Origin of the sequence: Nostoc sp. (assembly GCF_036917435.1) — a bacterium.
Classification (GTDB): Bacteria; Cyanobacteriota; Cyanobacteriia; order Cyanobacteriales; family Nostocaceae; genus Nostoc.
Genome location: NZ_JBALDM010000045.1, coordinates 178,170 through 204,448, shown reverse-complemented (window position 1 = coordinate 204,448; position 26,279 = coordinate 178,170). Strand labels below are relative to the sequence as shown.

30 protein-coding genes and 1 pseudogene are annotated in these 26,279 nt (G+C 41.5%); 14 read left to right on the top strand and 17 right to left on the bottom strand.

The annotated features are described in order from the left end of the window. Positions 1–74 precede the first annotated feature (74 nt). Complete coding sequence (leuC, locus tag V7K98_RS22715) at positions 75–1,478, bottom strand: 3-isopropylmalate dehydratase large subunit (RefSeq protein WP_335025913.1); 1,404 nt, start codon at positions 1,476–1,478, stop codon at positions 75–77. A gap of 738 nt (positions 1,479–2,216) precedes the next feature. Beyond that, entirely contained in the window at positions 2,217–2,684 is a 468-nt protein-coding gene (smpB, locus tag V7K98_RS22710; protein WP_012407256.1) for an SsrA-binding protein SmpB, read from the bottom strand. A gap of 633 nt (positions 2,685–3,317) precedes the next feature. On the opposite strand from smpB, the gene V7K98_RS22705 reads away from it, so the two are divergent. Beyond that, the gene (locus tag V7K98_RS22705) at positions 3,318–4,001 is read left to right on the top strand and encodes a response regulator transcription factor (RefSeq protein ID WP_335025911.1); all 684 of its coding nucleotides are present in this window, start codon (positions 3,318–3,320) and stop codon (positions 3,999–4,001) included. 94 nt (positions 4,002–4,095) lie between these two features. Here V7K98_RS22705 and V7K98_RS22700 read toward each other — a convergent pair whose 3' ends face one another. From V7K98_RS22700 to murC, 5 genes are all read right to left on the bottom strand, one after another. Further along, complete coding sequence (locus V7K98_RS22700; RefSeq protein WP_335026075.1) at positions 4,096–4,581, bottom strand: low molecular weight protein-tyrosine-phosphatase; 486 nt, start codon at positions 4,579–4,581, stop codon at positions 4,096–4,098. A 76-nt stretch (positions 4,582–4,657) separates the two neighbouring features. Continuing rightward, positions 4,658–5,005, bottom strand: a complete 348-nt coding sequence (locus tag V7K98_RS22695; RefSeq protein WP_069070420.1) for a YbaB/EbfC family nucleoid-associated protein — start codon at positions 5,003–5,005, stop codon at positions 4,658–4,660. A gap of 2 nt (positions 5,006–5,007) precedes the next feature. Further along, on the bottom strand, positions 5,008–5,184 hold the full coding sequence (locus V7K98_RS22690; protein WP_335025909.1) for a hypothetical protein: 177 nt from the start codon (positions 5,182–5,184) through the stop codon (positions 5,008–5,010). Positions 5,185–5,201: 17 nt separating this feature from the next. Further along, positions 5,202–6,227 carry a UDP-N-acetylmuramate dehydrogenase gene (gene murB, locus V7K98_RS22685; RefSeq protein WP_335025907.1) on the bottom strand — a complete coding sequence of 342 codons (1,026 nt, stop codon included), beginning with the start codon at positions 6,225–6,227 and terminating at the stop codon, positions 5,202–5,204. A 125-nt stretch (positions 6,228–6,352) separates the two neighbouring features. Next, the gene (gene murC, locus V7K98_RS22680) at positions 6,353–7,798 is read right to left on the bottom strand and encodes a UDP-N-acetylmuramate--L-alanine ligase (protein ID WP_335025905.1); all 1,446 of its coding nucleotides are present in this window, start codon (positions 7,796–7,798) and stop codon (positions 6,353–6,355) included. 402 nt (positions 7,799–8,200) lie between these two features. On the opposite strand from murC, the gene nadD reads away from it, so the two are divergent. Beyond that, positions 8,201–8,827 carry a nicotinate (nicotinamide) nucleotide adenylyltransferase gene (nadD, locus tag V7K98_RS22675; protein ID WP_335025903.1) on the top strand — a complete coding sequence of 209 codons (627 nt, stop codon included), beginning with the start codon at positions 8,201–8,203 and terminating at the stop codon, positions 8,825–8,827. A gap of 116 nt (positions 8,828–8,943) precedes the next feature. Beyond that, entirely contained in the window at positions 8,944–9,957 is a 1,014-nt protein-coding gene (locus V7K98_RS22670) for a type I glyceraldehyde-3-phosphate dehydrogenase (protein ID WP_335025901.1), read from the top strand. Positions 9,958–9,968: 11 nt separating this feature from the next. On the opposite strand, the gene V7K98_RS22665 is transcribed toward V7K98_RS22670, so the two are convergent. Both V7K98_RS22665 and thiL read right to left on the bottom strand, forming a co-directional pair. Further along, positions 9,969–10,109 (bottom strand): hypothetical protein, encoded by a 141-nt coding sequence (locus V7K98_RS22665; RefSeq protein WP_335025899.1) that lies wholly within the window; start codon positions 10,107–10,109, stop codon positions 9,969–9,971. Positions 10,110–10,169: 60 nt separating this feature from the next. Continuing rightward, positions 10,170–11,192, bottom strand: a complete 1,023-nt coding sequence (thiL, locus tag V7K98_RS22660) for a thiamine-phosphate kinase (protein ID WP_335025897.1) — start codon at positions 11,190–11,192, stop codon at positions 10,170–10,172. Positions 11,193–11,281: 89 nt separating this feature from the next. On the opposite strand from thiL, the gene V7K98_RS22655 reads away from it, so the two are divergent. Next, positions 11,282–11,863 (top strand): Uma2 family endonuclease, encoded by a 582-nt coding sequence (locus V7K98_RS22655; protein ID WP_335025895.1) that lies wholly within the window; start codon positions 11,282–11,284, stop codon positions 11,861–11,863. A 69-nt stretch (positions 11,864–11,932) separates the two neighbouring features. On the opposite strand, the gene V7K98_RS22650 is transcribed toward V7K98_RS22655, so the two are convergent. Then, a complete protein-coding gene (locus V7K98_RS22650; RefSeq protein ID WP_335025893.1) occupies positions 11,933–13,039 on the bottom strand; it encodes a peptidylprolyl isomerase in 1,107 nt (368 codons plus the stop codon). A 191-nt stretch (positions 13,040–13,230) separates the two neighbouring features. Between V7K98_RS22650 and efp the strand changes: the two genes are divergently transcribed. From efp to V7K98_RS22635, 3 genes are all read left to right on the top strand, one after another. Continuing rightward, entirely contained in the window at positions 13,231–13,788 is a 558-nt protein-coding gene (gene efp, locus V7K98_RS22645) for an elongation factor P (protein ID WP_335025891.1), read from the top strand. Positions 13,789–13,897: 109 nt separating this feature from the next. Beyond that, positions 13,898–14,455 carry an acetyl-CoA carboxylase biotin carboxyl carrier protein gene (gene accB, locus V7K98_RS22640; RefSeq protein WP_335025889.1) on the top strand — a complete coding sequence of 186 codons (558 nt, stop codon included), beginning with the start codon at positions 13,898–13,900 and terminating at the stop codon, positions 14,453–14,455. 61 nt (positions 14,456–14,516) lie between these two features. After that, positions 14,517–14,864, top strand: coding sequence for an ArsR/SmtB family transcription factor (locus V7K98_RS22635; RefSeq protein WP_335025887.1), 348 nt, complete (start codon positions 14,517–14,519; stop codon positions 14,862–14,864). Between the two features lie 71 nt (positions 14,865–14,935). Here V7K98_RS22635 and V7K98_RS22630 read toward each other — a convergent pair whose 3' ends face one another. After that, entirely contained in the window at positions 14,936–15,553 is a 618-nt protein-coding gene (locus tag V7K98_RS22630) for a GerMN domain-containing protein (protein WP_335025885.1), read from the bottom strand. A 198-nt stretch (positions 15,554–15,751) separates the two neighbouring features. Between V7K98_RS22630 and V7K98_RS22625 the strand changes: the two genes are divergently transcribed. Next, a complete protein-coding gene (locus V7K98_RS22625) occupies positions 15,752–15,889 on the top strand; it encodes a histidine kinase (protein ID WP_335025883.1) in 138 nt (45 codons plus the stop codon). On the opposite strand, the gene V7K98_RS22620 is transcribed toward V7K98_RS22625, so the two are convergent. Then, positions 15,861–17,675, bottom strand: a complete 1,815-nt coding sequence (locus V7K98_RS22620) for a proline--tRNA ligase (protein WP_335025881.1) — start codon at positions 17,673–17,675, stop codon at positions 15,861–15,863. The genes V7K98_RS22625 and V7K98_RS22620 overlap by 29 nt on opposite strands. A gap of 188 nt (positions 17,676–17,863) precedes the next feature. Between V7K98_RS22620 and V7K98_RS22615 the strand changes: the two genes are divergently transcribed. The 4 genes from V7K98_RS22615 to V7K98_RS22600 all read left to right on the top strand — a co-directional run bounded on the left by V7K98_RS22615 (position 17,864) and on the right by V7K98_RS22600 (position 21,274). Next, the gene (locus V7K98_RS22615; protein ID WP_335025879.1) at positions 17,864–18,433 is read left to right on the top strand and encodes a Uma2 family endonuclease; all 570 of its coding nucleotides are present in this window, start codon (positions 17,864–17,866) and stop codon (positions 18,431–18,433) included. A gap of 423 nt (positions 18,434–18,856) precedes the next feature. Further along, positions 18,857–20,239 carry a 1-acyl-sn-glycerol-3-phosphate acyltransferase gene (locus tag V7K98_RS22610; protein WP_335025877.1) on the top strand — a complete coding sequence of 461 codons (1,383 nt, stop codon included), beginning with the start codon at positions 18,857–18,859 and terminating at the stop codon, positions 20,237–20,239. Between the two features lie 200 nt (positions 20,240–20,439). Next, the gene (locus V7K98_RS22605; protein ID WP_335025875.1) at positions 20,440–20,946 is read left to right on the top strand and encodes a hypothetical protein; all 507 of its coding nucleotides are present in this window, start codon (positions 20,440–20,442) and stop codon (positions 20,944–20,946) included. After that, positions 20,936–21,274, top strand: a complete 339-nt coding sequence (locus V7K98_RS22600) for a protochlorophyllide oxidoreductase (RefSeq protein WP_335025873.1) — start codon at positions 20,936–20,938, stop codon at positions 21,272–21,274. The genes V7K98_RS22605 and V7K98_RS22600 overlap by 11 nt, the downstream gene beginning before the upstream one ends. A 120-nt stretch (positions 21,275–21,394) precedes the next feature. Here the strand turns inward: V7K98_RS22600 and V7K98_RS22595 are convergent, their stop codons facing one another. Beyond that, positions 21,395–22,120, bottom strand: coding sequence for a Uma2 family endonuclease (locus V7K98_RS22595; RefSeq protein WP_335025871.1), 726 nt, complete (start codon positions 22,118–22,120; stop codon positions 21,395–21,397). 149 nt (positions 22,121–22,269) lie between these two features. On the opposite strand from V7K98_RS22595, the gene V7K98_RS22590 reads away from it, so the two are divergent. Further along, positions 22,270–22,473, top strand: coding sequence for a FitA-like ribbon-helix-helix domain-containing protein (locus V7K98_RS22590; RefSeq protein ID WP_335025869.1), 204 nt, complete (start codon positions 22,270–22,272; stop codon positions 22,471–22,473). Positions 22,474–22,514: 41 nt separating this feature from the next. Beyond that, positions 22,515–22,901 (top strand): annotated as a pseudogene (locus V7K98_RS22585) (type II toxin-antitoxin system VapC family toxin). Between the two features lie 34 nt (positions 22,902–22,935). Here the strand turns inward: V7K98_RS22585 and V7K98_RS22580 are convergent. From V7K98_RS22580 to V7K98_RS22565, 4 genes are all read right to left on the bottom strand, one after another. Next, positions 22,936–23,541 carry a flavodoxin family protein gene (locus V7K98_RS22580; RefSeq protein ID WP_335025867.1) on the bottom strand — a complete coding sequence of 202 codons (606 nt, stop codon included), beginning with the start codon at positions 23,539–23,541 and terminating at the stop codon, positions 22,936–22,938. A gap of 89 nt (positions 23,542–23,630) precedes the next feature. Next, entirely contained in the window at positions 23,631–24,158 is a 528-nt protein-coding gene (locus V7K98_RS22575; RefSeq protein ID WP_335025865.1) for an isochorismatase family cysteine hydrolase, read from the bottom strand. 9 nt (positions 24,159–24,167) lie between these two features. Further along, positions 24,168–25,160: a DMT family transporter gene (locus V7K98_RS22570; protein WP_335025863.1), complete on the bottom strand. Its 993-nt coding sequence runs from the start codon at positions 25,158–25,160 to the stop codon at positions 24,168–24,170. A gap of 241 nt (positions 25,161–25,401) precedes the next feature. Beyond that, complete coding sequence (locus tag V7K98_RS22565) at positions 25,402–25,995, bottom strand: NADAR family protein (protein ID WP_335025861.1); 594 nt, start codon at positions 25,993–25,995, stop codon at positions 25,402–25,404. Positions 25,996–26,279: the final 284 nt, after the last annotated feature.

The following is a 26,279-nucleotide window of genomic DNA, read 5'->3' as shown; positions in this document are numbered from 1 at the left end:
TAGAAAACGAACCGCAAAGAACGCAAAGGAAAGAAAGAAAAGTTTAAGAGATTTCTCTCTGCCGCGAAGTGGGGTTACAGCAATTCACGTACATCAGAGACTTCGCCTTTAATTGCAGCAGTGGCGACCATTGCCGGACTCATTAACAATGTTCGGCCGGAGGATGAACCCTGTCTTCCCTTAAAGTTGCGGTTAGAGGAGGACGCACTGATTTGTCTTCCTTGTAGTTTATCGGGGTTCATGGCTAGGCACATGGAACATCCGGGTTCACGCCATTCAAATCCGGCTTCCTGAAAGATTTTATCTAGTCCTTCAGCTTCTGCCTCTTGCTTCACCCTTTCAGAACCGGGGACAACGAAAGCTTTGATTCCCTCTGCAACATGGCGACCTTTGGCGATTTTTGCAGCTTCCCGTAAATCACTAATTCTGCCGTTGGTGCAACTACCAATAAAGCAGACATCTATTTTGGTACCTTTGATGGGTTGACCGGGATACAAATCCATGTATCGGTAAGCTTCTTCGGCAATAAATCGGTCTTCTTCTGGTAGTTCTTCCGGCTGAGGCACTGACTGGTTGATACCGATACCTTGACCGGGAGTAATCCCCCAGGTAACAGTAGGAGAAATTTCCGCAGCATCGAATACGACGACATCATCATATTGGGCATCAGCATCACTCTTGATGGAATCCCACCAAGCCACTGCTTTATCCCAATCTGCACCAATGGGTGCAAAATCTCTACCTTTGAGGTAATCGTAGGTGACTCCATCGGGATTAATATAGCCGCATCTAGCACCGCCTTCGATCGCCATATTGCAGACAGTCATCCTCTCTTCCATATTCATTTGCTCAAATGTCGTACCTGCAAATTCGTAACCATAGCCCACACCGCCTTTTACGCCAAGTGTGCGGATGATATGCAAGATGACATCTTTGGCATAAACTCCTGGGTTCAGACTGCCGTTAACTTCAATTTTTTTTACTTTCAGTTTGGAGAGGGCGAGAGTTTGAGCAGCGAGAACATCCCTAACTTGACTAGTACCAATCCCAAATGCGATCGCACCAAATGCCCCATGACTCGAAGTGTGGCTATCTCCACAAGCGATCGTCATTCCTGGTTGAGTCAGCCCAAGTTCTGGAGCAATCACATGAACGATACCCTGACTACCAGAACCAATATTATAAAAGGTAATGTTATTTTCTCGACAATTCTGCTCAAGCGCTTGAATCATTTCCTCTGCCAAACCATCAGCAAAGGGACGCGCTTGATTTTCAGTTGGCACAATATGATCGACTGTAGCAACGGTACGCTCTGGAAATAGTACTTTTAGTCCCCTCTCGCGTAACATAGCAAAAGCCTGGGGACTAGTGACTTCATGAACTAAGTGAAGCCCAATAAATAGTTGCGTCAGCCCGGAGGGAAGTGTACCAACGGTGTGTAAGTCCCAAACTTTATCAAACAGGGTACCTTTGCTCATACGTCAATCAATATTTCAAGAGTCCGATCTTAAATAGTATCAAAAAAGAGTCTAAGTTTTTCTACACCGTTGATATTAGTTACATGTTTAGCACTCTTATTTCTCTGTGCCCTTAGTGCTTCTGCGGTTTTAGTCTTCCTTAAAAAACCGCCTACAGTGTACACACAAGTCATCAAATTACCCAAAACAAAAGAAAAACCTCACCGAAAAACGCAAAAATAAAAAGTAAAAAGTAAAAAGAAAGAGGAATAAAATCGGTTTGAAGCCCCTGAATTTATTTATGGAAAAGGAAATAAAGATTTGTTTCGTTAGCGTAGCGGCACGAAGTGCGACACGACATGCTGTGAAACAAGGCATCCGTACAAGGCAAAAGTAAAAAGTAAAAAGGCAAAAGAAATATTGAATTTATCTTTCTTTTTACTTTTTACTTTTATCTTTTTACTTGTTTATGCATCCTTTTTAAATCCCCTAGATTTATTTATGGGGATTATCTTTTTACTTTTTAACCTGTCCTCTCCTTAATCCCTCTCCGATACTTTGGAGAGGGACAGGTTTTGCACAGCAAAACCAGGGTGAGGTTTCTCAGTGGCTCTGAGACTTAACCGTAAATTGCCTCACCAAAGACTTGTGTCTACACGTAGCAACAAACCGCAGAGGCATTGAGAAATTCCCACTATATCCCAAGTAGTTGCCAATGCTACTAGCAAAAACTTTTCCTGACTTGACACAATAAAAACGTTAATAACTTTTCATTGCCCGTTGAATATCACGCTGATCTTGCCGTCGTTTCAAGTCTTCTCGCTTATCGTGGAGCTTTTTACCTTTGCCAAGGGCTATACTCACTTTTACCCAGCCGCGTTTGAGATACATTTTCAAAGGGATTAAAGTTAAACCCTGCTGTTCTACTTTGCCAATTAGCTTGCGGAGTTCTTGACGATGCAACAATAGCTTGCGTGTCCGCCGTGGTTCGTGATTAAAATATTGTCCACTAGCGTTGTAAGGCGAGATATGAATATTGATCAACCATGCTTCGCCATTGCGAAGTAAAGCATAGCCATCTTGGAGATTGACTTTGCCCGCACGAATTGACTTCACCTCGGTTCCTGTCAACTCAATTCCGGCTTCGTAAGTTTCCAGAATTTCATACAAATAGCGGGCTTGACGGTTGTCAGCAATAACTTTGTAACCTTCGTTCTTGTCGCTCATTGATAATTTTGTGCGCTTTAAATGTACCTAAAAAATTATTTGGATTGGCTTATGAATTATAGGGTGTATCTTAGAACCGCTATAAATGCTGAACTTGTATATCACTAATTTAGCTTTTTTAATTTCACAATTAAGAGTTTCTGTCAATTTTAAGTTACCTGATACCGATTACATCTGAATTTAGATAGAAAGCTCTAAGTTTGGCCAAGCCTGATTTTGTATAGTCTTACAAATAATTGGTATGATGCTAATCATCATTAGTGATTGACTAAGGATTCATTACAAACAAAAAAACAAAGAGTATTTATACTTACTTGTATTTTGGTTAATTTATTGATTAACTTAATATTAATTTATACTATCTATAGGAAGAATTTACTCTGCCTGATTAATGAGTTATTACAAATTAAAAAGCTCTCTATGCCTCCCAAGCACAGGGTGTCAAAGCTAAGTTACATTCCGTTAGCCTTCCGAAAGATTTAAGATTTTCTTTATAAATCAACCCTAAAGTCAGTTATTAACTGGTAATCCTGTCATAGTATGAAACATAAGAACACTATTATTACCAGTGTTCACAGATGAAGCGCGTAGAAGCAAATTTCTGAGTAAAAAAATGCTAGGGGTGTATTGTCCATGCCCTTGACGATTCTTGTAGTGGATGATGATTTGGGCACTCGTCTGTCTGTTAGCGACTATCTTGAACTGTCTGGCTACTGTGTGATCACGGCTAATGACGGTCAAGAGGCTTTGTTTATGGTGGATGAGTGTCATCCTGATTTGATTGTCACGGATATAATCATGCCACAGATGAATGGCTACGAACTGGTGCGTCGGGTGCGTCAACAACCAATATTTCGATTATTGCCTGTAATTTTATTAACAGCCCGAACTAAGACCCAGGAAAGAATTCTGGGCTACCAGTCAGGGTGCGATTTATATTTACCCAAACCTTTTGAATTAGAAGAGTTAGCAGCAGCAATCCGCAATCTTTTGGAGCGATCGCAAATCATTCAATCGGAGTATCGTTTCTCTCATAAAGATAATTTGGGCATTTCCGCCTCGACAAAAGCGGCAGATGCCCATAATTCTATGTCTACTCAAATTCAGAAACCCCATCTGCACTCATCCCTAACTCATAGAGAACAAGAAGTCTTAGAGTTATTGACTCATGGTCTGTCTAATGCCGATATGGGTCATCAGTTACACCTGAGTCCTCGTACAGTGGAAAAGTACGTTAGCAGTTTATTAAGAAAAACCTCAACCAGCAACCGAGCCGAATTGGTACGTTTTGCCATGAAGCATGGTTTAGTCGAATGAAAAAGTTATGAGTTATGAGTTAGGAGTTAGGAGTGAGGAATTAAAACAGACGCGATTAATCGCGTCTCTACTCCTAACCCTTGTCCAGACCCGATTAATCGTGTCTCTCCTCACTCCTAACTTTTGTAAGCAGACCTTCACAAGCATCAATCAGTAAATCAATAACTTGATTAAATCCATCTTGACCACCGTAATAAGGATCTGGAACTTCCTTTAAGGTGTGTCGAGAGCAAAACTCGCACATCAAACGAACTTTATGCCGATATTGCTTGGTTTGATCAAGAGCGACGATATTCTCATAATTTTCTTGATCCATTGCCAAAATCAAATCAAAGTCTTGAAAGTCTGACTTTTGAAACTGGCGTGCATGACCACGCAGTTTAATTCCCAACTTTGTAGCAGCCGCAGCACTCATACGTCTGTCAGGTGGGCTACCAACGTGATAACTAGATGTACCAGCAGAATCACAGATGATGCTTTCACTCAAGCCAGCCTGCTCAATCAGATGATTCATGATATTTTCTGCCGATGGCGATCGGCAGATGTTACCTAAGCAGACAAATAGCAACTTGTAAGGCATAGATATTTTTTGTCCTTTGTCAATAGTCATTTGTCCTTTGTCTAACGACCAATGACCAATGACTAATGACCAATGACTAAAATCCAGGTAACTCCAACCCACTGGTTAATTCTTCCATGCGTTCCCGCATTGTTGCTGTGGACTTGTTGTAGGCTTCTTTCATTGCCACAGTTACGAGATCGGAAAGTACTTCTGCACCTTCCCCTAGAGCATCTGGGGAAATTTCTACCCGCTTGGGTTCTTGGTTTCCACTGACAATTACCTTCACCAGACCACCGCCAGATTCTCCTAGAATCTCCATTTGCTCCAATTCTTCTTGGAGTCGTTTTGCGCCCTCTTGAACTTGCTGTGCTTTCTTAAAAGCTTCGGCCAGTTCCTTCATTTTTCCTAAGCCAAAGCCGAATCCTTGTCCTTTACCTGTCATAATTATTTATACGCGTGTGCGTTGAATAACAAATCAAATTCAATTATAGATGCGGTAAGTAATTTGCCCCTTTTTTTACCAATAATTAATGCATTCTGGAATTGGGCATTGGGCATTGGGCATTGGGCATTGGTTATTAATTTTTCTTCCTCATCTCCCTCATCTCCCCCATTCCCCATTCCCCATTCCCCATTCCCTATCCACAAGCACCTTGAAACTCTCCGAGCATTTTGACTTCTGGCTCTAAATTAATAGACCAACGTTCTTGTACCTGATGTTGAATGTGGCGAATGAGACAGAAGATGTCACTAGCTTTTGCTCCACCTCGATTAACGATAAAATTAGCATGGAGTAGTGCTACTTGCGCTCCGCCAATCTGGTAGCCTTTGAGTCCAGTTTCTTCAATTAACCAGCCAGCGCTATAAGGTTTGGGATTGCGAAACACACTTCCACAACTGGGAAAGTTGTATGGTTGGGTGTTTAACCTATGTTTCTTGTGTTCTTTGGTGATTGCCACAACTTTTGCCGGATCTGCACCTGGCGCGAGTTGTAAGGTAGCTTGGGTGACTATGCGTTGGCGAAGCCTCTCCGAAGGAGACTCGCCACCTTGCAATAATGAAGTCCGATAGCTATAACCTAATTGTTCCGGGGTAAGAGTCTCTAGTGTCCCATCAGGTGAAAGTACCTCGGCACTAACTAACATATCTGCGATACAGCTATTATGTGCCCCTGCATTCATCACCACAGCACCACCGGCTGTTCCAGGGATGCCAACAGCCCACTCCAATCCTTCCCATCCTAATTCTGCTGCCGCCAATGCCAAGCTAGGAATTGATTCTCCGGCAGCAACGGTTAATTGACCGGTTTGGGGGTCAAAGTTGCTGAAGCGGAGATGACGAGTCGCAATGACTAAGCCTGATATCCCGCGATCGCTGACTAGGAGGTTAGAACCTGCTCCCAGTGTTGTCACCTTTAAATCGCGTTCTTTTGCGTATTTAAGACTGGCTTGCAGTGCTTCTAAATTTCGGGGAGCAACGTATAAATCAGCTGCTCCCCCAACTCTATAGGAAGTAAACGCTGACAAGCAAGCCTGGGGCTTGATCACACAATCTGTATTTGGTAAATAAATTACTTCACTATCCACCGAATTAGTTGTTTGATGTTTCTTTGTATTCAAATCAGAAACTGTGCAGACGTTTCCAACTGCCTGGGAAATGGTCATCTTTACTTTGTATTGGGTAAAATTTTACATTAATTTACCGCAAAGATACGGTAATAGAATTCACAGATGGAACCGTTGCTAGACGGACGCTTTGCTCAGAAATAAAACCTTTGCAAAGTCTCCACTTAAGATGTGGCTTTAGCTGGTTCGCAAAGTGCGGTAATTACTTCAGGAATTACTTGATTCAAATTCCCAGCCCCTAAAAACAGCGCCAAGTCTCCTGGGCGTAATGTTTTTAATAAGTACTCACGCACTGAGGGTAAAGTTGGTTGATAAACTACCTGCGAATGGTGTTTAGCAATTTCTGCCGCTAAATCTTCACCAGTAATTTGCCCTAAATTTGGTTCGCCTGCACTGTAAATATCAGTCAGCACAACCATATCAGCATGGGTAAATGATTCGGCAAATTCTTCTAAAAAGGTCAGTGTCCGGCTATAGCGATGGGGTTGGAAGATGGCAACAACTTTTTGCCCTGGTCTTGCTTGTAAACGGGCGGCGGCGAGAGTAACCCGAATCTCGCTAGGATGATGAGCATAGTCATCAATGAAGGTAATACCATCAACTTCACCCCGGAGTTCAAAGCGTCGTCTTGCTCCTTCAAAGGTGGCAATACCTTTAGCGATCGCTCCAAATTCTAAGCCCAAGACGCGACCAACAGCAACTGCTGCTAAGGCATTGCTGAGATTGTGCCGACTCAGCAGCCGCAACTTCAACACGCCCAAGGCTTTGCCTCTTTCCCAAACTAGAGCTGTGGTGCCATCAGCCCGATAATCAATATTAGTAACGGTGTAGTCAGCGTTGGTATCTGAGTGTAAGCTGTAGCTGATTGTGGGTTGCAAGCGATCGCGCACTGTCGCACAGTCAATACTACCGATTAAAGTTTTACAACCTTTAGCAAATGTCTGGAAGGTGTCAATGACTTCTTCTAATGTATCGTAATGGTCAGGATGATCGAGTTCAATATTGGTGATAATGCCAATTTCTGGAGCGTGTTTTACCAAAGAACCATCAGATTCATCTGCTTCAGCTACTAAATATTGGCTTTGTCCCAATCGAGCATTACCAGACCAAGCATTGACTTCGCCACCTACTAAAATAGTTGGGTCTAGGCCTGCTTCCAGCAGCATATAGCCAATCATGCTACTAGTTGTAGTTTTGCCGTGTGTTCCAGCTACGGCAATACTGTGGTAATCGGCAATTAAGGCTGCTAGTACATCTGAACGATGCAAAACTGGACAACCTAATTCCAGGGCTGCTTTGTATTCTAAATTATTAGTGTTAATTGCTGTTGAACAAATGACTTGAGGTAGTTTTGACTTAGTATCAGCAGTTAATTGTTCTTGTGAATTTAATACTTGAGGGCGAAAGAATTCGAGATTGCTTGCCTCTTGTCTACCAAAAATATGAGCGCCGATAGATTCCAATTTGTGCGTAATATGATTTGGACGAAGATCCGAACCTGATACTGGAAATTGACGCTTGGCAAGAACGTATGCCAGAGCAGACATACCTATGCCGCCGATGCCAATAAAATGAAATGGTCTACCACTAAAATCTACAGAATTAGTCATTTATTGCTCCTCTTACACCACACCACACCATAATCACAAATGACACGCGTATCATAACAGGAATTTGATTTTTACCGTAACTACTCCTATATCGTGTTTATGTTTAATGCCCAGATGTTGTTTCTGGTCTGGTTTTGCGTGTTCAGAATGATTTTACCTTGGTTGGAGGTTTTTACTATTTCTGAACTGTTGTTAAGATTATTCTGAAAATTTTGGCTACATCGGGAAAGAAATTCTTGTAATGTCAAATACATATTTTGTCTACCTTACTGGAATTGGCTACATAATACATTGTTTAGTGAAACTGATTTTAAATTGCATCAAGTATAGGCATGAATTGACTACAATAGTACATTGGCAATGAAACTATTTTTCAATTGCATAAAACCCAGGCATAACTGGATGCAGCAACTAGTAATTTTTGGTGGCACATTTGATCCAATTCATTGGGGACACCTGCTCGTAGCCGAGACAGCAATGCAAGAAGTATCCCTTGAAAAGGTAATTTGGGTGCCATCCCTAAATCCGCCTCACAAAGAAGCAGCTTTGTTTGAGCATCGCGTCAAAATGCTGCAATTAGCCATAAAAGATAACCCAGCGTTTACTGTCTCACTAGTGGAGGCAAATCGCTCTGGGACTTCTTATGCCATTAACACCCTGATTGACTTATCTGCTTGTTACCCAAATACTCACTGGTACTGGATTGTGGGCTTGGATACTTTCCAAACCTTACCTCATTGGTACCGTGGACACGAACTAGCACAAATGTGTGATTGGTTAATCGCACCCCGACTGCTAGGTGGTGAGACTATAACTCAAAGCAAATTAATCTGCAAGCAAGTGGAGCAACAACTGAAGGAGCAGTCGTGTACCATTCACTGGCAACTCTTGAATATACCAATAGTCGGAGTTTCGTCAAGTCTAATTCGCAAATTGTGCCGCGAACGGCAGTCAATTCGTTATTTAGTCCCGGAAACGGTCAGATCATATATCACTAACAACAATTTCTACTCGAACAAATCTGAATAAATTATGTGTTTTTTTATTGATCTAACACTTTATCGTTATAAGTGCCCCCCCCCTTTGCGATATGATTGGGGTCAACGATATCAAAATATAAGCATAAATACAGAGGGCAAGACACTGTGATTAGAGTTGCAATCAACGGTTTCGGGCGGATTGGACGTAACTTTGCACGTTGCTGGGTGGGTAGAGAGAATAGCCAAATCGAACTTGTCGCTATTAATGACACGTCAGACCCTAGAACTAATGCTCACCTGCTAAAGTATGACTCGATGCTAGGCAAGATCAAAGGTGCTGAGATTAGTGCCGATGATAACTCTATAATCATTAACGGTAAGACCATTAAGTGCGTATCCGATCGCAACCCAGAAAAGTTGCCCTGGAGAGATTGGGGAATTGACCTAATTATCGAAGCAACAGGCGTGTTTACTAGCAAAGAAGGAGCGCTGAAGCATGTGAATGCTGGAGCTAAGAAAGTTCTGATTACCGCTCCTGGTAAAAACGAGGATGGGACTTTTGTGATTGGTGTGAATCATCATGATTATGACCACAACATACACAATATTATCAGTAACGCTAGTTGTACTACCAATTGCTTGGCACCTATTGCCAAGGTGTTGAACGATAAGTTCGGCATCATTAAAGGTACGATGACCACCACCCACAGCTATACAGGCGATCAGCGCTTGCTAGACGCTTCTCACCGGGATTTGCGACGGGCGAGAGCAGCAGCGATAAACATTGTACCCACCTCCACTGGTGCAGCAAAAGCAGTAGCGCTGGTTATCCCAGAGCTTAAAGGCAAGCTTAATGGCGTTGCCTTGCGCGTACCAACCCCGAACGTCTCAATGGTAGATTTCGTAGTTCAGGTTGAGAAGCGTACTATTACTGAAGAAGTTAACCAAGCTCTCAAAGATGCTTCTGAAGGCCCACTTAAAGGCATTCTAGACTATAGCGAATTAGAATTGGTGTCTTCCGATTATCAAGGTTGTGATGCTTCTTCGATTGTTGATGCTAACTTGACTTTTGTGTTGGGTAATGACTTAGTGAAAGTTATGGCGTGGTATGACAATGAGTGGGGTTACAGCCAACGAGTTTTGGATCTGGCAGAATTGGTAGCCGAGAAGTGGCAATAATTTGTCATTAGTTATTGGTCACTCAATACTGTTCGGTTAAGGCAAGAGACGCGATGAATCGCCGTCTCTACAATAATCATTTTTTCGTAGAGACGGCGATTTATCGCGTCTTTGTGATGATTTATCGCATCTTTACGCTCTAGAATTTCCATCAAAAAACCTTAACCGAACCGTATTGACTGGTCATTGGTTATTGGAAAAATGACAAAGGACTATTGACTAAAATGTTGAAATCCCTGGCTGAGACTCAGAATTTGGTCAGGGAATTTTTTTTGTTCATCGTGCAATAGTACTGTTGATCCGGGTGTAATGTTGCCTACGATCGCAGCACCTTTACCAAGATATTGTACTAATGCTAATGCTGACTCTTGTGGCAAGCAAAGCACTAATTCAAAGTCTTCACCACCATATAGAGCATAAGCTAGCGCTTGCTCTTCTGTCAGCCAATTGTCAAAAGTTGCTGGCATGGAAATTTCTCTGCGTTCTAGGACAGCGCCAACGCCACTGGCACGGCAGATTTGAATGATTGCATCTGCTAAACCATCGCTGCTATCTATACCAGCAATGGGCATGGGGTATGGGGATGCTAAAATTTTCCAGAGGATTGGTAAGACATCTAATCGTGGCTGTGGGCGCTGGTGGGCGCGGATTAGAGCCGTGCGTTCTGTATCTTTTAGGTCTTGTCCTAATTCGGGGTGTAAGAGCAGTTCTAAGCCCGCTTTTGAGGCTCCATGAACGCCTGTAACGACGATCGCATTTCCCACTACAGCAGCAGAACGGCGGATAATTTGATTAGGGTGAACTTGACCAAAAGCGGTAATTGCTAAAGTCGTCACAGGCGATCGCACCACATCACCGCCGACAATTGAGGTATTGTATTTTTGCAGGCATTCTGTCATTCCTTGGTACAAACGCTCAACCCAACTCACCCTAACTTCACCGGGGAGTCCCAACCCGACAGTAATTCCTAATGGGGAAGCACCCATTGCGGCTAAATCTGATAAATTGGCAGCAGCAGCCCGCCAACCAGCATCTTCTGGGGAAGTGGTGAGGTTGCTAAAATGTATACCGTCAATCAGCACATCTGTAGTCACCACCAAGGATTTTTCTGGTGCAGTCTCAAGGACTGCTGCATCATCGCCGATAATTTCTGGTGGACAGAAACGCTGCAATTTTTCTAAAAGACCTTGTTCACCAATATCTTTTACTTGTTGAGAAGATAAGTCACTATTCACAATCGGTTTTCCGTGTTGCAAAATTACTAAGAAAACTGATGATTTGCTTTACTGTTTAATACAAGGGTTTCGTCTAGGAGTCAGTTGGAATGGTAACAACACCAGTAACCAGCATCACGTTTGAGGAGTACTTAACTTATGATGATGGTAACGGTTCCCATTATGAACTGGTGGATGGAAAGCTAGAACTAAGGAACCCACCAACTATTGAACATTTTCTGATTGTCAGTTTTTTGGATACTGCCTTGGAAGCAGAAATTAAACGTTGTAGCTCACCTTGGCTATGTTTTCGAGAAAGTGGGGTGAGAACGGGAAGAAATAAATCTAGGCTGACTGATTTGTGTGTAGTGACACTGGAGCAAGCCAGAGAATTGTTGAATGCCTCAGCAGTATTTCAGTCACCGCCGTTACTAATTGTCGAGGTGGTTAGTCCAGAGTCGGTAAAACGGGACTATCGTCATAAGCGTTCTGAATATGCGGCCTTAGAGGTTCTTGAATATTGGATTGTAGATCCACTCAAAGCAAAAGTTTCGGTGTTACTACTAGAAGATGGATTTTACGAAGAAACAGTTTTTACCGCTACTCAGGAGATTGTATCACGGACTTTTCCAGAATTAGCGATCGCAGTTGATCAAGTGTTCGCTGCCGGAAATCTAAATCAGGGGAGTTAGGAGAGACGCGATTTATCGCGTCTGTACAAGATTTAGTAATTATTCTCCCTCATCTCCCCCACTCCCTTCTTATGCAGCTTGCGGCTCAACCAGATTTTCTATTCCCTGGACGACTTTTGCCGATTCAATTTTGTCCCCAGCTTTCAGTTTATCCAAAACTTCTCTGCCTTCGGTGAGATAGCCAAAAACGGCATAACGACCATCCAATAGATTGCGTCCGGCGGGGGTGAGTTCTGGGTCAAACAAAAAGAAGAAGAATTGCGAAGAACCACCATTTACTTCACTTTCAGGACGAGCCATCACGACTGCACCAAAGGCAGAAAAAGGTAGAACTGGCATATCAATGTAACGACCAGCTTCTTCTAAAGTAATGCCATAAGTAGGTGCTTTATCACCCTCAACTAAGACTTCTAAGGGAATAGCGCGATATTCGCCCGTTTTAGGATCGATGTAACCCACATCTTTCCCCGCAGGATCTCCAGTTTGCAGAAAGTAAGATTCTTCAGAACGGGTAAATTCTAAGCCATTGTAAAAACCCTTCTGTACTAAATCGACAAAATTACCAGCAGTGACAGGGGCGCTATAACCATCCACGACAACGGTCAAATCGCCTTTGTTAGTTTTAAATTCTACAGTGGCATGACCTTTAAGTTGTGGCAGGTTGCTGTACTCAGTAGGCACTTCAAAAGGGAATTCTTTCACCATTGACTCTTCTATCTGAGTCACGAGATTCAGAAGTTTGCCTCTATCTTGCAGAATTTTTTCTTTATCTTTGCTGTTCGCCAATTCTTGCAATTTACCCACCCCAGATTTCAATTCGGTAATCCAAGCTTCGGCTTGGGGTTGGCGTTCTGTGGGAACGCTTGTTAAGATTTGGGAGGGTTTATCGAGAATACGGGATGCTTGGCTGATGTCTTTGGAAATAGCACCCCACCGCCGATTCGCCCGCAGTTGGGCTGAGATGTCTTCTAAACTGGCTTGTAGTTGCCGTACAGGTTTGTTGTCTATCGGGAGTGCATACCGCAACAAAGCCTTGCCATCGGTGATTGCGTTGCCGGCTGGCAGCGCGGCGCTACTGGAGGGAGTCCACCCAGCTGTAGTTATGCCTAAAAATATTGTTACCAGCAGTATTGCCATTAGGCTGTTCTTCAGCCAGGATTTTAATAAGTTAAGCATGGGATAACTCAAATGCAGCATTAATTTGTTGACTGGACGTAACCCATAAATAATCTTCCCACGTTAAGGGCTGAGTAGGATCAGAGGTCTAGGGCAGGGGAACAAATGACAACTAACTAATGACAAATGCCCAATGACGACTCTAGAAGGGTACAATAAATGCCGATTGTCTTCCAAAATTTGAAAGTTTCATGATCTCCAGTAACGACTTTCGACCCGGTGTTTCGATTGTATTAGATGGGTCTGTATGGCGAGTGCTTGAATTCCTACACGTCAAGCCAGGTAAAGGCTCTGCCTTTGTCCGAACTAAGTTAAAAAATGTCCAGACTGGGAACGTGATGGAAAAAACATTCCGAGCCGGGGAAAGTCTGCCCCAAGCCACCCTAGAAAAAAGTACGATGCAGCATACCTATAAAGAGGGCGATGACTTCGTATTTATGGATATGGAAACCTACGAAGAAGGCAGATTAACCAAGGCACAAATTGGCGATCGCGTCAAATACCTGAAGGAAGGTATGGAGGCTGAAGTTATTAAATGGGGTGAACAGGTGCTAGGTGTAGAATTGCCTAAATCTGTGGTTCTGGAAATTATCCAAACAGATCCAGGTTTAAAAGGTGACACTGCCACTGGTGGCTCAAAACCCGCAACTCTAGAAACTGGTGCAATTGTGATGGTTCCCTTGTTTATTTCTCAAGGAGAACGCATCAAAGTTGATACCCAAGAAGATAAGTATATCAGCAGGGAATAACTTTCATCTCTACGGAGATGCTTGTTCCCGATTGAAATCCCTACATAAGGATTAAATCCCTGCCACACTTAAGATGCTAATTTACGGATAGGTCGAGGTAATAAAAACTGTGCCATTGGACTTTAATGAAATCCGCCAACTATTGGCAACTATCGCACAAACAGATATTGCAGAAGTCACGCTTAAAAGCGATGATTTTGAACTAACAGTCCGTAAGGCTGTGAGCTTCAGCAATCAGATGTTGTCGGTAGGTCAACCGACCTTCGGCGGTGTGGTAGGTTCGGGCTTGACATCGGGTTCATCTGGGGTAAACCAGATGAACACGAGTCAGGTAACGGAGGTGTCCACATCTCGTATGTTTGAGAATACTGGTAGTAGCACACAATTGCAGGTATCAGTAAATCCTCCCTCAACCATCGATCAGAGACTAGTAGAAGTGCCTTCCCCAATGGTGGGAACGTTTTATCGCGCTCCTGCACCTGGGGAAGCGGCATTTGTGGAAGTTGGCGATCGCATCCGCAAGGGTCAAACAGTCTGTATCATTGAGGCCATGAAGCTGATGAATGAAATCGAAGCCGAAGTCTCTGGACAGGTAATGGAAATTCTTCTCCAAAATGGCGACGCTGTAGAATATGGTCAACCTTTGATGCGAATTAACCCCGATTAAGTATTAATCTATATATGAAGTGAGTAATTGTTAAAACTTCAGTCCTTGCGGGTTAATCCTGATGAAACAAACGTTGCCTTTACCGCCAGAAGTGGTGCAACAAATAGCTGAATACTTCAGCCTGTTAAGTGAGCCGATGCGCTTGCGGCTGCTCCACTTATTACGGGATGAAGAAAAATGCGTGCAAGAGTTGGTAGAGGCAACAAAGACTTCTCAGGCAAATGTGTCAAAACACCTGAAGGTAATGTGGCAAGCAGGTATCCTTAGCCGCCGCAGTGAAGGAACTTGCGCCTATTACCGGGTGGAAGATGAAATGATTTTTGATTTGTGTAATCGGGTTTGCGATCGCCTTGCCACAAGGTTAGAGGAGCAAGCCCGTAATTTTCGTGTGTTAAATATCAAACGTTAGGTCAGTTGTCATTTGTCCTTTGTCATTTGTAAAAAACTAATGATCAGTGACTAATGACTAATGACCAATGATTAAAGCTGATAATTTTTGTCAAAGCTTTCACGAGTTAGCGGTTGTTGTAACTCTACACCCTCACCGCCTAAAACATCTAAGGGTTTGCCGTTCACGTCAATATACACCTTCGCTTTGGAATTTAAAGTTGTCGCAGTATAAACAACTTGTCCCACGCGACCCATCATTGAGGTGCTACCACCACCTCTGGTAAAATCTTCAGATAAATTAACGTGAACCTCGTCATTTTCTGACTTTAGTCCCAACAGCTTAGTGCCTTTGGGGATAGTTGTCGAACCTGCTGCTTCTGCTGGTGGCCCTGCTAACAAACTTTGGAAAGCTGCTTCTAAAGGCTGGTTGGGTAGTATAGAAGCGACTTTAACAGGTTGGGGAACCAAAGCAACATTTTTGTCATTCGATTTTAGCCAATAAACATTAGCAGTTTGCTCATTAGCAACTGGCTGCCTAGTTGATGGCTGTGCTGGTTGTTCGATGCGCCCAGAGGGGTTTGTCGGTGTAGGAGTATTGTTGGAGTGGGAGGTAAACCAAGCCACACCGCCACCCACCGCTACAACCACTGCTGAGACGGCGGCAATTGCGCCTGAAGAAATACGATTAGATCCTTGTTGGTCTTTCATGTTCAAAACCTTTCTGACTGAGGGCTGATATGGTAGTTATGTGAGGAGCAGCCTGGTTAACGACGATACTTATAAGTTTAGAGTTTCCACAACCCAAAGGAGACTTACTTTATGCCTCTTAATTTTGCAAGTCCCTAACTCAATTTTAGAATTTTTATTTCTAATCCGTCACCTACCAAATTATGTAAATTTTGGGGAGTGGGGAGTGGGGAGTGGGGAGATGAGGGAGCAGGGGAAGAAGAATTAATAACCAATGCCCAATGCCCTATTCCCAATGCCCTATTCCCTATTCCCTATTCCCTATTCCCTATTCCCTATTCCCTATTGCTTCCGTAATCCACTGTTTGAGTGTAGTTGTAACTTCATCAATGACTATTTCTTGAGATTTGCGGGTTGCTCTTTCTACAACTTCGACTTTGCCGTTAGCGATCGCCCGCCCGGTTACAATTCTATAAGGTATACCAATCAAGTCAGCATCTTTAAATTTTACTCCCGCTCGTTCGTCGCGGTCATCTAGTAGGGTTTCAATTCCCGCTTGATTGAGTTCTGTGTAAAGTTTTTGGGCGATTTCGACTTGTTGAGCATCCTTAATGTTAGGAATTGTGACGATCGCGTGATAGGGTGCGATCGCAACTGGCCAAATAATCCCATCTTTATCGTAAGATTGCTCTACGGCAGCTTGTGCTAACCGCGACACACCCACACCAAAACAACCCATAAATAGCGGCTTTTCTTCGCCCTGTTCATTGGTATAAGTTGCACCCATCGCTTGGGAATATTTAGTGCCTAATTGGAAGATGTGACCGGCTTCAATTCCACGAGCGCTTTGTAAGGTTTGTTCTGGGTTATGGATGGCGCGATCGCCTGGTCTTGACTTACGAATATCTACTACTCGGTCTGGTAACTTAAATTGCTCGCCCCAATTAGCACCAACTACGTGATAACCAGCTTCATTCGCGCCTGTAACAAAGTTTTTTAAATCAACGGCTGTTTGATCCACCAAGCGCAAAAATTTAGGATGAATCTGTTTATTAGCGGTAATATACTCGTCTGCGATATCTGGCGCAATGTAGCCTAAAGGTAGAGATTTCGCTGTCCATGCTTGTTGGGCTTCTACATTTGGTACATTCAAACTAATAATAGTTTTAGCGCCATACTCAGAAGCTAATTTAGTCAATTCATTTTGCAATTTGACTTCATTAACTTCCTGATCGCCTCGGATGTTCACCAGAACTAACACTGTTATACCATTATCATAAACTGTCTGATAAAGGACATTTTTCACCAATTGAGTTGAAGAACAGTTGAGAAGTTGACAGACCTTTTCAATAGTTTCTGTTCCAGGTGTATCGCGTTTTTCGTAGGTTGTAAACCGTGAGGTTTCGGCATCAATTGGTAAAGAAACAGCCTTTTCTACGTTGGCGGCGTATTTACCATCCTCAGTGTAGAGAACTTCGTCTTCACCAGCTTCCGCCAAAATCATAAATTCTGTGGAACCAGAACCACCAATTGCACCAGAATCAGCTTCTACTGCCCGAAAAGCTAAACCAGAACGCCGCAACATATTGCTATACGCTTTATACATATCCTGGTAAGTTTCTTTGAGGCTGGCTTCATCGGTATGGAATGAGTAGCCATCCTTCATGATAAACTCGCGTCCGCGCATTAAACCAAAGCGGGGGCGAATTTCATCGCGGAACTTGGTTTGAATTTGGTAGAGATGTAGTGGTAACTGCCGATAAGAGCGAATCATATCACGAGCGATCGCTGTGATGACTTCCTCATGAGTTGGGCCTAATCCTAATTGTTGCTCACGGCGGTCAATTAGGGAAAACATAATCCCCTCAGCTTTGGTGTAAGTGTCCCAGCGTCCCGATTCCTTCCATAAATCAGCAGGTTGCAATTGTGGTAGAAGACATTCTTGTGCGCCTGTAGCGTTCATTTCTTCCCGCACAATTTGGGAAACTTTTTGCAGTACCCGCCACATTAGCGGTAGATAAGCATAGATACCACTACCGATGCGACGAATGTAACCTGCACGGAGTAATAATTTATGACTGGGAATCTCAGCATCAGCTGGATCATCCCGGAGTGTAACGAATAACATTTGTGACAGTCGCATCGTTTATTCCCTTATTCCCTTTCCAGAATCTCTAATTTGTTTATAAACCAATACGGTTCAGTTAAGGTCTACTGGCAACAATTTTGGGTTTTCGAGACGCGATGAATCGCCGTCTCTACAAGTGTTTTGGGCTTATCTGAACTGGATTGTTATATAATTTGTGCAACTATTTAATCTAGGTCTAGGTTATGAGTCCTTTGACATTAAAACTAGACACCGTTAACCTGAGTGACGAACAATTTTATCACTTATGTCAAAATAACCGCGAATTGAAATTTGAACGCACTGCCAAGGGAGAATTAATCATCATGTCCCCCGTTGGAGGAGAAAGCGGCAATCGAGAAGCAGATTTAATTATTGATCTGGGAATCTGGAATCGGCAAACTGGACTGGGTTTTACCTTCAGTTCTTCTACTATATTTAAGTTACCCAATGGTGCTGATCGTTCCCCAGATGCCGCTTGGATTCAACGAGAACGTTGGGAAGTACTTACACCTGAACAAAAACGCAAATTTCCCCCTATTGCACCTGATTTTGTCATTGAATTAAGGTCAGCAACAGATGATTTGGAAATGCTACGTTCCAAAATGCAAGAATATATGGATGCAGGGGTGCAACTGGCATGGTTAATTAACCCCCAACAGCAGCAAGTGGAAATTTATCGCCAAAAACAAGATGTAGAAGTGCGAAATCTACCCATACAATTATCGGGTGAAAATGTATTACCAGGATTTAGCTTGAGTTTTTGCTGTTATTAAGATTTGCAAGTGCTGCTAAACCGTTACCTCTGCGTAAGGGACTTCCAGGGAATAAATTATTCAAATGGGCGAACCACAGAGGCGCAGAGAACACAGAGAGAAGAGAAATAGAAAAGATTTTTATGTCAGTTTTGGGATGTTTTTTATTTGGAAGTCCCTAAGTCCTAGTGTTTAACCGAACCTGATATTAGTAGCGAAAAAAATTACTTTAATTAAACCTTTGCGTTCCTCTACGCTAACCTTTGCGATCCTTTGCGTTTAAATTCCAACCCTAAATTCGCCATGAATTTACCCAAAACTGTACTAAGAAGGTATCCTATTTTTCTAACCTAAGTTATATAAGGGCATATTACAGCCATTAGGATATCTTAAAAGAAATAATCCCAGGCGATTAGAATCAGGGCATCTTTAGGAGAAACTACCTTGGCAGATGTAATTTATCAAGCACAAGCACCCTTAGAATTTATTCCTCCGGCGTTTAACCCCTTATTGCTGCGAGTCGTCCATCTGTTGCTACCCAGTTTGATAAAATGGCAAACACCCATTACCCAAATTGAAGCAGACAACGTAGAGGTTCTAGTGGATCTCTATCGCCAATTTCAGGAGGGTAAGATCCGTTTTATGCTGGCATTTCGCCATCCGAAAACAGACGATCCATTTTGTTTAGGTTACTTGTTATCTCAACTTGTACCAAAGATAGCGCGATCGCAGGACACAACACTACAACTTCCAATTCACGCCCATTTTATCTACGATCGCGGCATTCCACTATGGGCAGGTTCCCACGTTGGCTGGATTATGTCTCATTTAGGTGGAACTCCGATTCAGCGAGGTAAAGCTGACTGGACGGGTTTACGTTCGGCGCGTGACTTGTTTGCCAATGGGAAATTCCCGATGGCTGCTGCGCCAGAGGGTGCAACCAATGGTTTATCTGAGAATATCAGCCCTCTAGAACCCGGTATCGCCCAATTAGGCTTTTGGTGTGCTGAAGACTTGCACAAAGCTGAACGCCCCGAACAGGTTCTAATTGTACCAGTTGGGATTAAATATAGTTACGTTGATGCTCCTTGGGGTGCGATCGCAAATCTTTTAAGTGAAATGGAAGCGGCTAGTGGTTTACCTGTGAATTCACCAGAAAATGCTTCTATAGAGTCGCTTTATCCCCGGTTGTTAGCCTTGGCAGAACATTTACTTTTGGAAATGGAAGAATTTTATACCCGATTTTATCATCAAAAACTGCCAGATCCCAAGATTGTTGCTGGGCAAATTCCAGATAGAAATGAAGCGTTAGCAGTTCGTTTACAAGCTTTATTAAATGCAGCCCTGTTAATCTCAGAACAGTATTTTAATTTACAGTCAAAAGGTACTTTAAGTGACCGTTGTCGGCGAGTAGAACAAGCAGGTTGGAATTATATATTTAGAGAAGAATTTAAGGATGTAAAAGGAGTATCTGCTGTCGAAAGAGCATTAGGCGATCGCATTGCTGAAGAAGCAAATGCCCGGATGTGGCACATGCGTTTAGTAGAAAGTTTTGTAGCCGTTTCTGGTAATTATATTCGTGAAAATCCAACGGTAGAAAGGTTTGCTGAAACGACTTTAATTTTGTGGCGAATGATTGCTAAAATCAAAGCCGATAAAGGTTTGCAGCGTCCACAATTTGGCAAGCAAAAGGTAAAAATAACTGTGGGTGAACCCATATCTATTTCTGAGCATTATCCAGCATATAAGGAAAATCGTTTGTCCGCTAGACAAGCTGTTGCTGATGTAACGAACGATTTGCAACACGCGTTGGAAGGATTGATTTGACTATGATGGTGAGGCTATTCATTTCCCTCACCATTGTAATCTATAAAATCTCTTCAACTGTTAATTGCCATCTGACTAGGTAGTTCTTTATAATCTATAAATCTGAAACGTTGCTACTAAAAGTTTATACAACTTAATTGACTACTATTGGCTCCTATAAGGTAAAAGTCCGAATTAAATCGGCAGTCGAGGAAATTGCTATGCTTTCTCCAGCTACAAACAATGATATGCCTACTAATTGGTCTTTTAACTGGTTGAATTTGTGGCAAAACACCGATTTTGACTGTCAAAACATCGTCAAACTTGTCTATGAGGGTAAAGTTTGGGGATTAGTGCGATATGGTCTTTATCCCTATCCCGGCTCTCCAAAGTTTTTAGAGATAGAACAGATAGAAGCTCATCCTACAAGTCGAGGAGAAGGGGCTGAACGCTTTATGGAACCAATCGGCAAATGGTTAATTTGGTATGCAACCAAGGTTGCCTTGGAGTTATGTCAAACAGAAACAGATGAACCTCTCGTTGTCTTGGTTGCTCTAGATACAGCTTTGTCCTATTATAGTAATAAGATAGAGATGGAATATCTGGGGCCTGTCACAATCGCTCCAGAAGAGGATGGATATGCTTTCAGATTCTTGCGAAAAGCAGCCCTATCGTTCTGTAATCAACAAGAAAGCTTAAGAGGAGTGCCAAAGTTATATGGCCAGTAATACAATAAAAGCCGGGTCAAAAGTTGTTATGACTCACGCCCAAAGGCAAGCTTTCCTGAAAACGTCTCCTTTGGGACAACTATTCGGAGTAGCACATTTGCTACCTGAAGTGGAAGATTTAAAAAGCCACAACCACGCTTTAAGTAATCAAGCAAAATTTGTAGATGTAGATATATTATCCTCTAGCAAACATAAGTTTCAGTATGAGATGTTAGAGCCTTACAGAAAAGGTCGTGGTAAATGCTTCAGAACTGTATCTTGGATGCATCTTTATCACTCAAACCTTGAAAAAATGTCATCCCCAAGCAAAACAATGGTAACAATGTAAGCAGTAGTAAGGAAAAGACTTTATATAAATCTAGAAACGAATGATGTAATAAATAAAGACGCGATTAATCACGTCTTTATTTATTCTTATGAATTTAATTTTTTTATTCAGACAAAGGAATTAATCAGGTAATTCACCAAAACGTTCCCGGTAACGCTGCAAAAGTTGTTCAGCTAATTCTCGTTGCTGTCGTTCCTGTTCAGCACGAATACTTGCTTGTTCTGCAAGTTCTTCTGGAGTGGGAAATCTATTACCTTGTTCATCAAACCAGTATAGCCAATCACGCTGCCATCCTTCATGGATACCTAAACCTCTACCAATTCCTAAGCCTATTTCCGGCATCCATGTTGGTTCACCACGCTGGCGCATATATTCGCCATTTTCTAGCCGATAAACTTCAAAAGGTTCATGTTTATCACGCTGATAATAATCAGGGTTGTAAATAACATAATACAAGACACCTAATTGAGTATAAGCAGCCATTTTTTTATCGTATTCTCCCCCATAGGTTTGAGAAACAACTTCCAATACAAATGTAGGAGAAACGTTATTTTCTTCTAACAAAACATAACTTAAACGTCCCTTGGGATCATTTTTGCGCCGTGGTACTCCTATGCTTAGAAAAGCATCGGGAATTATCGGAGTTCGGCGAATTTGACCTGTGCGGTCATAAATGCCCATATCAACACCAAAAAACCAGTCCCATCGGTCTTGCCAAATTAAGGCTAAAATTGCTTTTAATAAGTTAGGAATTAGGTTTTGTAGTTCATTATCCACAGGGGTATCGTCGGAGCAAGGTAACTCTTCTGAGGAAGGAAGATACTCAGGTGTCTTGTAGTCTAGCATGACAATTTATAGTCAAAATCTATGAATTAACGTCCTGATGAGTTCACATTAAGAGAATACCAGGATCAGAGGAAAAGAGCAATCATAACCGATTATAGCGTGTACACTCGCTATAATGGGAATTGACATAAATATGCTATCAATTAATTTTGAACAATATTACTATATCTAATATTGATGATGACATCAAATCTCGTTTACAAAAACGAGCCGAAAAACATAGTCGTTCTCTCGAAGAAGAAGCTAGAGAAATTCTTCGTCTGGCTGTAGCAGAAAATCAGGAACATCCCTTAAACTTAGCTACTATGCTTGAGCAGCGTTTTGCGGATTTGGGAGACTTTGAATTACCGTAAATTCCTAGAGAACCTATTCGCAGGCTATCAATATTGGAAGAATGATTATTCTTGATACAAACGTTTTATCAGAATTAATGAAGCCTAAAAAGTCTGAAATAGTTCGTAGTTGGGCTGCTCAACAATCCTTAATGACTCTGTTTACCACAACAATCACTCAAGCAGAAATTCTGTATGGTATAGCCTTACTCCCTGCGGTAAAACGGCGAGAATAGCTTAGTCAAGCAGCACAATTTATGTTCTCAGAAGATTTCGCTGGGCGTGTTCTTCCTTTTGATCAAGCTGCTGCTGTAGCTTTTGCTAATATTCCATCTCAAAGACGACACAATGGTACTCCTATTTCCCAAGCCGATGCTCAAATTGCAGCTATTTGTTATACCCATGCAGCAACCATAGCAACACGCAACTTCTCTGACTTTGAATGGTAAGGCTCATAACAACTACGACAATGCAGAGTTATTTTTATTTAACTTTTGTCCAACGTTGGGCTAATTCTGCAATCCGTTGTCCGAACCGAAAAGCTGTTAGTCGATCACCTGGATCAAGTATTGCTTCGCCTTCACTTGTATCTTGGGTTTGTCCCATTACTCCTAGAAAAGAGCCTAAACGATTTATACCATTATCTTTTTCTTTATCTTTTTCTAAAAAATGACTAGGTAAATCTCCAACACTAACCCAAATCATCCCATTGAGGGCAGCATTAATTGCTAAATAAAGTAATGTTCCTTGTTTTTCACCACTTAGGAAGCTGGAATAGGTAAAACCACCCGCAAGCTTATCTTTCCAGCTTTGATTAGCCCAAACATCTCTAGCAGCATCAATAAACATTTTAAATTGACCGGCTACACCTCCCATATAAGTAGGTGAACCAAACACAATAGCATCAGCCTGATTAAGCTTTTCCATGATTTCTATGTCTTGCCACGATCCATTCACAAACTGCTCTTCTGCAATCCGCAATAACTCCACCTTTACTCCTGCTATTTTACTGGCTCCTTCGGCGATCGCTTCAGCCATCAAGTGCGTATGACCAAAAACAGAAAAATAGACAATAGCTATATTGGACATTGGTAATTCCATCCCATCATCAATTTTTATTCATATAAAATATTTTAAGTATACATTCCTTCATAAATCAAATAAGATTTCTATACTAACTACAAGTATTTATTTAAAATATGCTGATCTAAAGGTTGAGTTAGAATATGATTTATGCCAATCATCTGACTGAGGACTAAAAGAGCTGCTTGATGAAATTTATCGCCTCCAGTTGATGCTGAATAATGTTCTAAAATATAAGGAAGAATATTGTTTTCAAAAAAATCAATGGCTGTTTTTAAAACACAAGAATCAGTATCCAATCCACAAATAAATACTTTTTGGATATTATGTTTATTTAGAAAATTAAGTGTATCTTCATTACAACCAGTATATATAGTTTTATCAAAAATTACCTGAGCAAATGGTTCAATTTCATCCACAATTTTTAGTTCAATTGGTGATTTGAGTTCATGCCAATTCAGATATTTTACATAAGGACTGTTAGGAGTATTTATAAATCTTGTGAAGATGACGTATTCAAAGAGATTTTGCTCTAATAAAGATTTAACTCTCTGTGGAATATGGCTTGTATTTTGAGTTATAAATCCATTTTGGATATCAATGATAAATAGGCAGCAATTCATACAGTAATTCTATGCTTGATTAGTTTGTTCTGAAGAAATTTTTTCTAATTTCGCAGATTGCGTTTCAATTCTTACCTCACTAGTTAGAGCTAGACAAATGCCCAGTATGATAATAGCAAAGGCTACCAAGTTCAACCAACCCAAAGTCTCTGCAAAAATCAGCCAAGCTAAAAAAGCAGTCACAATCGGATCTAACAAATTAATCATTGCAACCAGGCTAGAAGATAAGTGTTTGAGACTATATGCAAGTAGCCCACTACCGAGAATAAGAGTTAAAGCCAAAGCAATAACAGCTAACCAGCTGTTCCCAGAGTGGGGAAACCATTCGTCGTGAGTAATAAATATAACCACTCCAAACAAAAGCGTCGCAATCCTGCAAACCCAAGTCAGGATAGTTGAAACTGTTAATTGCGTCCGCAATTTTTCAATAGCCAGAAGATAAGCACTCCAGAAAACTGCGGAGAGCAAAGCAAGCGAGTCACCTTGAAGTTTAACAGAGGCAAGTTGTAGATCATCAAACCCCAAGACGATTGTTCCTATAGTTGCGATCGCCAGACCAATTAAAAATTTATAATTAAAACGTTGATTAAAAAGTAACCATCCCCCCAGTGTGGTGAAAAATGGAGTTAAGCTATGTAGTAATGCTGAGTTAGCAATACTAGTTTGAGTCAGTGATAAAGCCCAGAAAAGCTGTGTACTGAAGAAAAATACTGCTGTCACCACTAATAGTAAAATTTGTTTGTTGTCGAGTGACTGCTTGATGATGGTTTCCTCTTTAAACCAACGCTGATGCACAAGTGTAACCTCTTGCCATAGTCCAAAAATTACGGCCGCTATCCAACAACGGCTGAACATTGTAACACTGGGGCTGATTTCGTTTTCACTCCATCGGATCAATATGGGCATAACTCCAAAAATCGCTATAGCAATTAAAGTAGCAATCATTGCTTTTGTTACTTTGTCATCAGATTTATAATTAGCGATCGCTAGCTGTTTGCTCATAATTTGAATATCATAATAGGATTCTTATTTGATTTTTGTTGGCGTAGCCTGCGCTTAAAAAACTCAGTACATTTCCTGTTAAGAGTTCCCTATTCCGTGTTTCCTATTTTTACGAGTAAATTCAGAAATAAAGCTGCATTCGTATATGATAATAAGCTTCAGTTAAGCAGAGGTAAATAAAATAAATTTACCCCGATATATATACTAGTTTTGTACTTAACTGAGCAGTATGATATTTGGGTTAATTAGAATGACGAAGTGTAGTTCGCACTTCCATCAAAATTTGTCCTAATCGATTTTTACCACTACCATCTTCACCACAACCCCAATAGTAATCATGCGATGTAGTTTCTACTAATAATCTATTGCCAGTTGAAAGTAGAATCTCTTCAATATCTATATGTTTTTGGAATTTAGTTAAAACAGCTTTATACATGAATTCATCTTTAACTTGTCTCCAGTCTGGACGCAGAGGTAGGGAGCGATCGCCACCAATATTTGCTGCATCTAAAGGAGTTTCGGCTTTCTGCACTTTTTCAAAATAAGGTGTACCGACAAATTTTTGGGCTTGAAAATAATGTTCACTGGTTTGCCAATACGAATTATCTAATATAAAATCATGTGCTGAAAAGTTGCAAAAGCAACCATAGGGAATTTCGTCAGCAAAGCAAAAGTAAATTGCTGTTTCTGGAAAATTCAGAAATTTTACCTGGAATTCTAAAGGTGAAGAATCTAAACTTTCTAGCCTTGTTTGCTCTTTCATTACTCTGATAAATATTGAAGATTTTGGCTGAATAACTACCGATTTATCGATATTAATATTAACACTAACCATAACATGATGATTATCTATTCAATTTTATGCTCAGAATGAAAGGGCATTTAAAACATTGAATAGGGTTAATTTTTTTAATAAAGATTAACATAATTCTTTTCTGTTGGCAAGGATATCCAAAAACGAGTCTCGTTTTTAGAAGCTTTGTTACCACCCTCCACCAACGTATGCACCTACCACTCCAATGAGGTTTGGCGATAATCAGAACGATAATGTCCTCCTCGACTTTCAGTTCAATAAAAATAGGGGTAAAATTTTTACCCCTACAAAATTGTGTATTATTT

Coding starts and splice junctions, on each gene's coding strand:
- V7K98_RS22620 (WP_335025881.1), bottom strand. CDS start 17,675: ATGCGACTGTCACAAATGTTATTCGTTACACTCCGGGATGATCCAGCT.
- V7K98_RS22600 (WP_335025873.1), top strand. CDS start 20,936: ATGGCCAGTAATACAATAAAAGCCGGGTCAAAAGTTGTTATGACTCAC.
- murC (WP_335025905.1), bottom strand. CDS start 7,798: ATGACTAATTCTGTAGATTTTAGTGGTAGACCATTTCATTTTATTGGC.
- V7K98_RS22615 (WP_335025879.1), top strand. CDS start 17,864: ATGAGTCCTTTGACATTAAAACTAGACACCGTTAACCTGAGTGACGAA.
- V7K98_RS22565 (WP_335025861.1), bottom strand. CDS start 25,995: ATGGTTAGTGTTAATATTAATATCGATAAATCGGTAGTTATTCAGCCA.
- smpB (WP_012407256.1), bottom strand. CDS start 2,684: ATGAGCGACAAGAACGAAGGTTACAAAGTTATTGCTGACAACCGTCAA.
- V7K98_RS22700 (WP_335026075.1), bottom strand. CDS start 4,581: ATGCCTTACAAGTTGCTATTTGTCTGCTTAGGTAACATCTGCCGATCG.
- V7K98_RS22595 (WP_335025871.1), bottom strand. CDS start 22,120: ATGCTAGACTACAAGACACCTGAGTATCTTCCTTCCTCAGAAGAGTTA.
- V7K98_RS22635 (WP_335025887.1), top strand. CDS start 14,517: ATGAAACAAACGTTGCCTTTACCGCCAGAAGTGGTGCAACAAATAGCT.
- V7K98_RS22705 (WP_335025911.1), top strand. CDS start 3,318: ATGCCCTTGACGATTCTTGTAGTGGATGATGATTTGGGCACTCGTCTG.
- V7K98_RS22655 (WP_335025895.1), top strand. CDS start 11,282: ATGGTAACAACACCAGTAACCAGCATCACGTTTGAGGAGTACTTAACT.
- V7K98_RS22575 (WP_335025865.1), bottom strand. CDS start 24,158: ATGAATTGCTGCCTATTTATCATTGATATCCAAAATGGATTTATAACT.
- nadD (WP_335025903.1), top strand. CDS start 8,201: ATGCAGCAACTAGTAATTTTTGGTGGCACATTTGATCCAATTCATTGG.
- leuC (WP_335025913.1), bottom strand. CDS start 1,478: ATGAGCAAAGGTACCCTGTTTGATAAAGTTTGGGACTTACACACCGTT.
- V7K98_RS22695 (WP_069070420.1), bottom strand. CDS start 5,005: ATGACAGGTAAAGGACAAGGATTCGGCTTTGGCTTAGGAAAAATGAAG.
- V7K98_RS22570 (WP_335025863.1), bottom strand. CDS start 25,160: ATGAGCAAACAGCTAGCGATCGCTAATTATAAATCTGATGACAAAGTA.
- V7K98_RS22630 (WP_335025885.1), bottom strand. CDS start 15,553: ATGAAAGACCAACAAGGATCTAATCGTATTTCTTCAGGCGCAATTGCC.
- V7K98_RS22580 (WP_335025867.1), bottom strand. CDS start 23,541: ATGTCCAATATAGCTATTGTCTATTTTTCTGTTTTTGGTCATACGCAC.
- efp (WP_335025891.1), top strand. CDS start 13,231: ATGATCTCCAGTAACGACTTTCGACCCGGTGTTTCGATTGTATTAGAT.
- V7K98_RS22690 (WP_335025909.1), bottom strand. CDS start 5,184: ATGGGGAATGGGGGAGATGAGGGAGATGAGGAAGAAAAATTAATAACC.
- V7K98_RS22665 (WP_335025899.1), bottom strand. CDS start 10,109: ATGGAAATTCTAGAGCGTAAAGATGCGATAAATCATCACAAAGACGCG.
- V7K98_RS22605 (WP_335025875.1), top strand. CDS start 20,440: ATGCTTTCTCCAGCTACAAACAATGATATGCCTACTAATTGGTCTTTT.
- V7K98_RS22650 (WP_335025893.1), bottom strand. CDS start 13,039: ATGCTTAACTTATTAAAATCCTGGCTGAAGAACAGCCTAATGGCAATA.
- murB (WP_335025907.1), bottom strand. CDS start 6,227: ATGACCATTTCCCAGGCAGTTGGAAACGTCTGCACAGTTTCTGATTTG.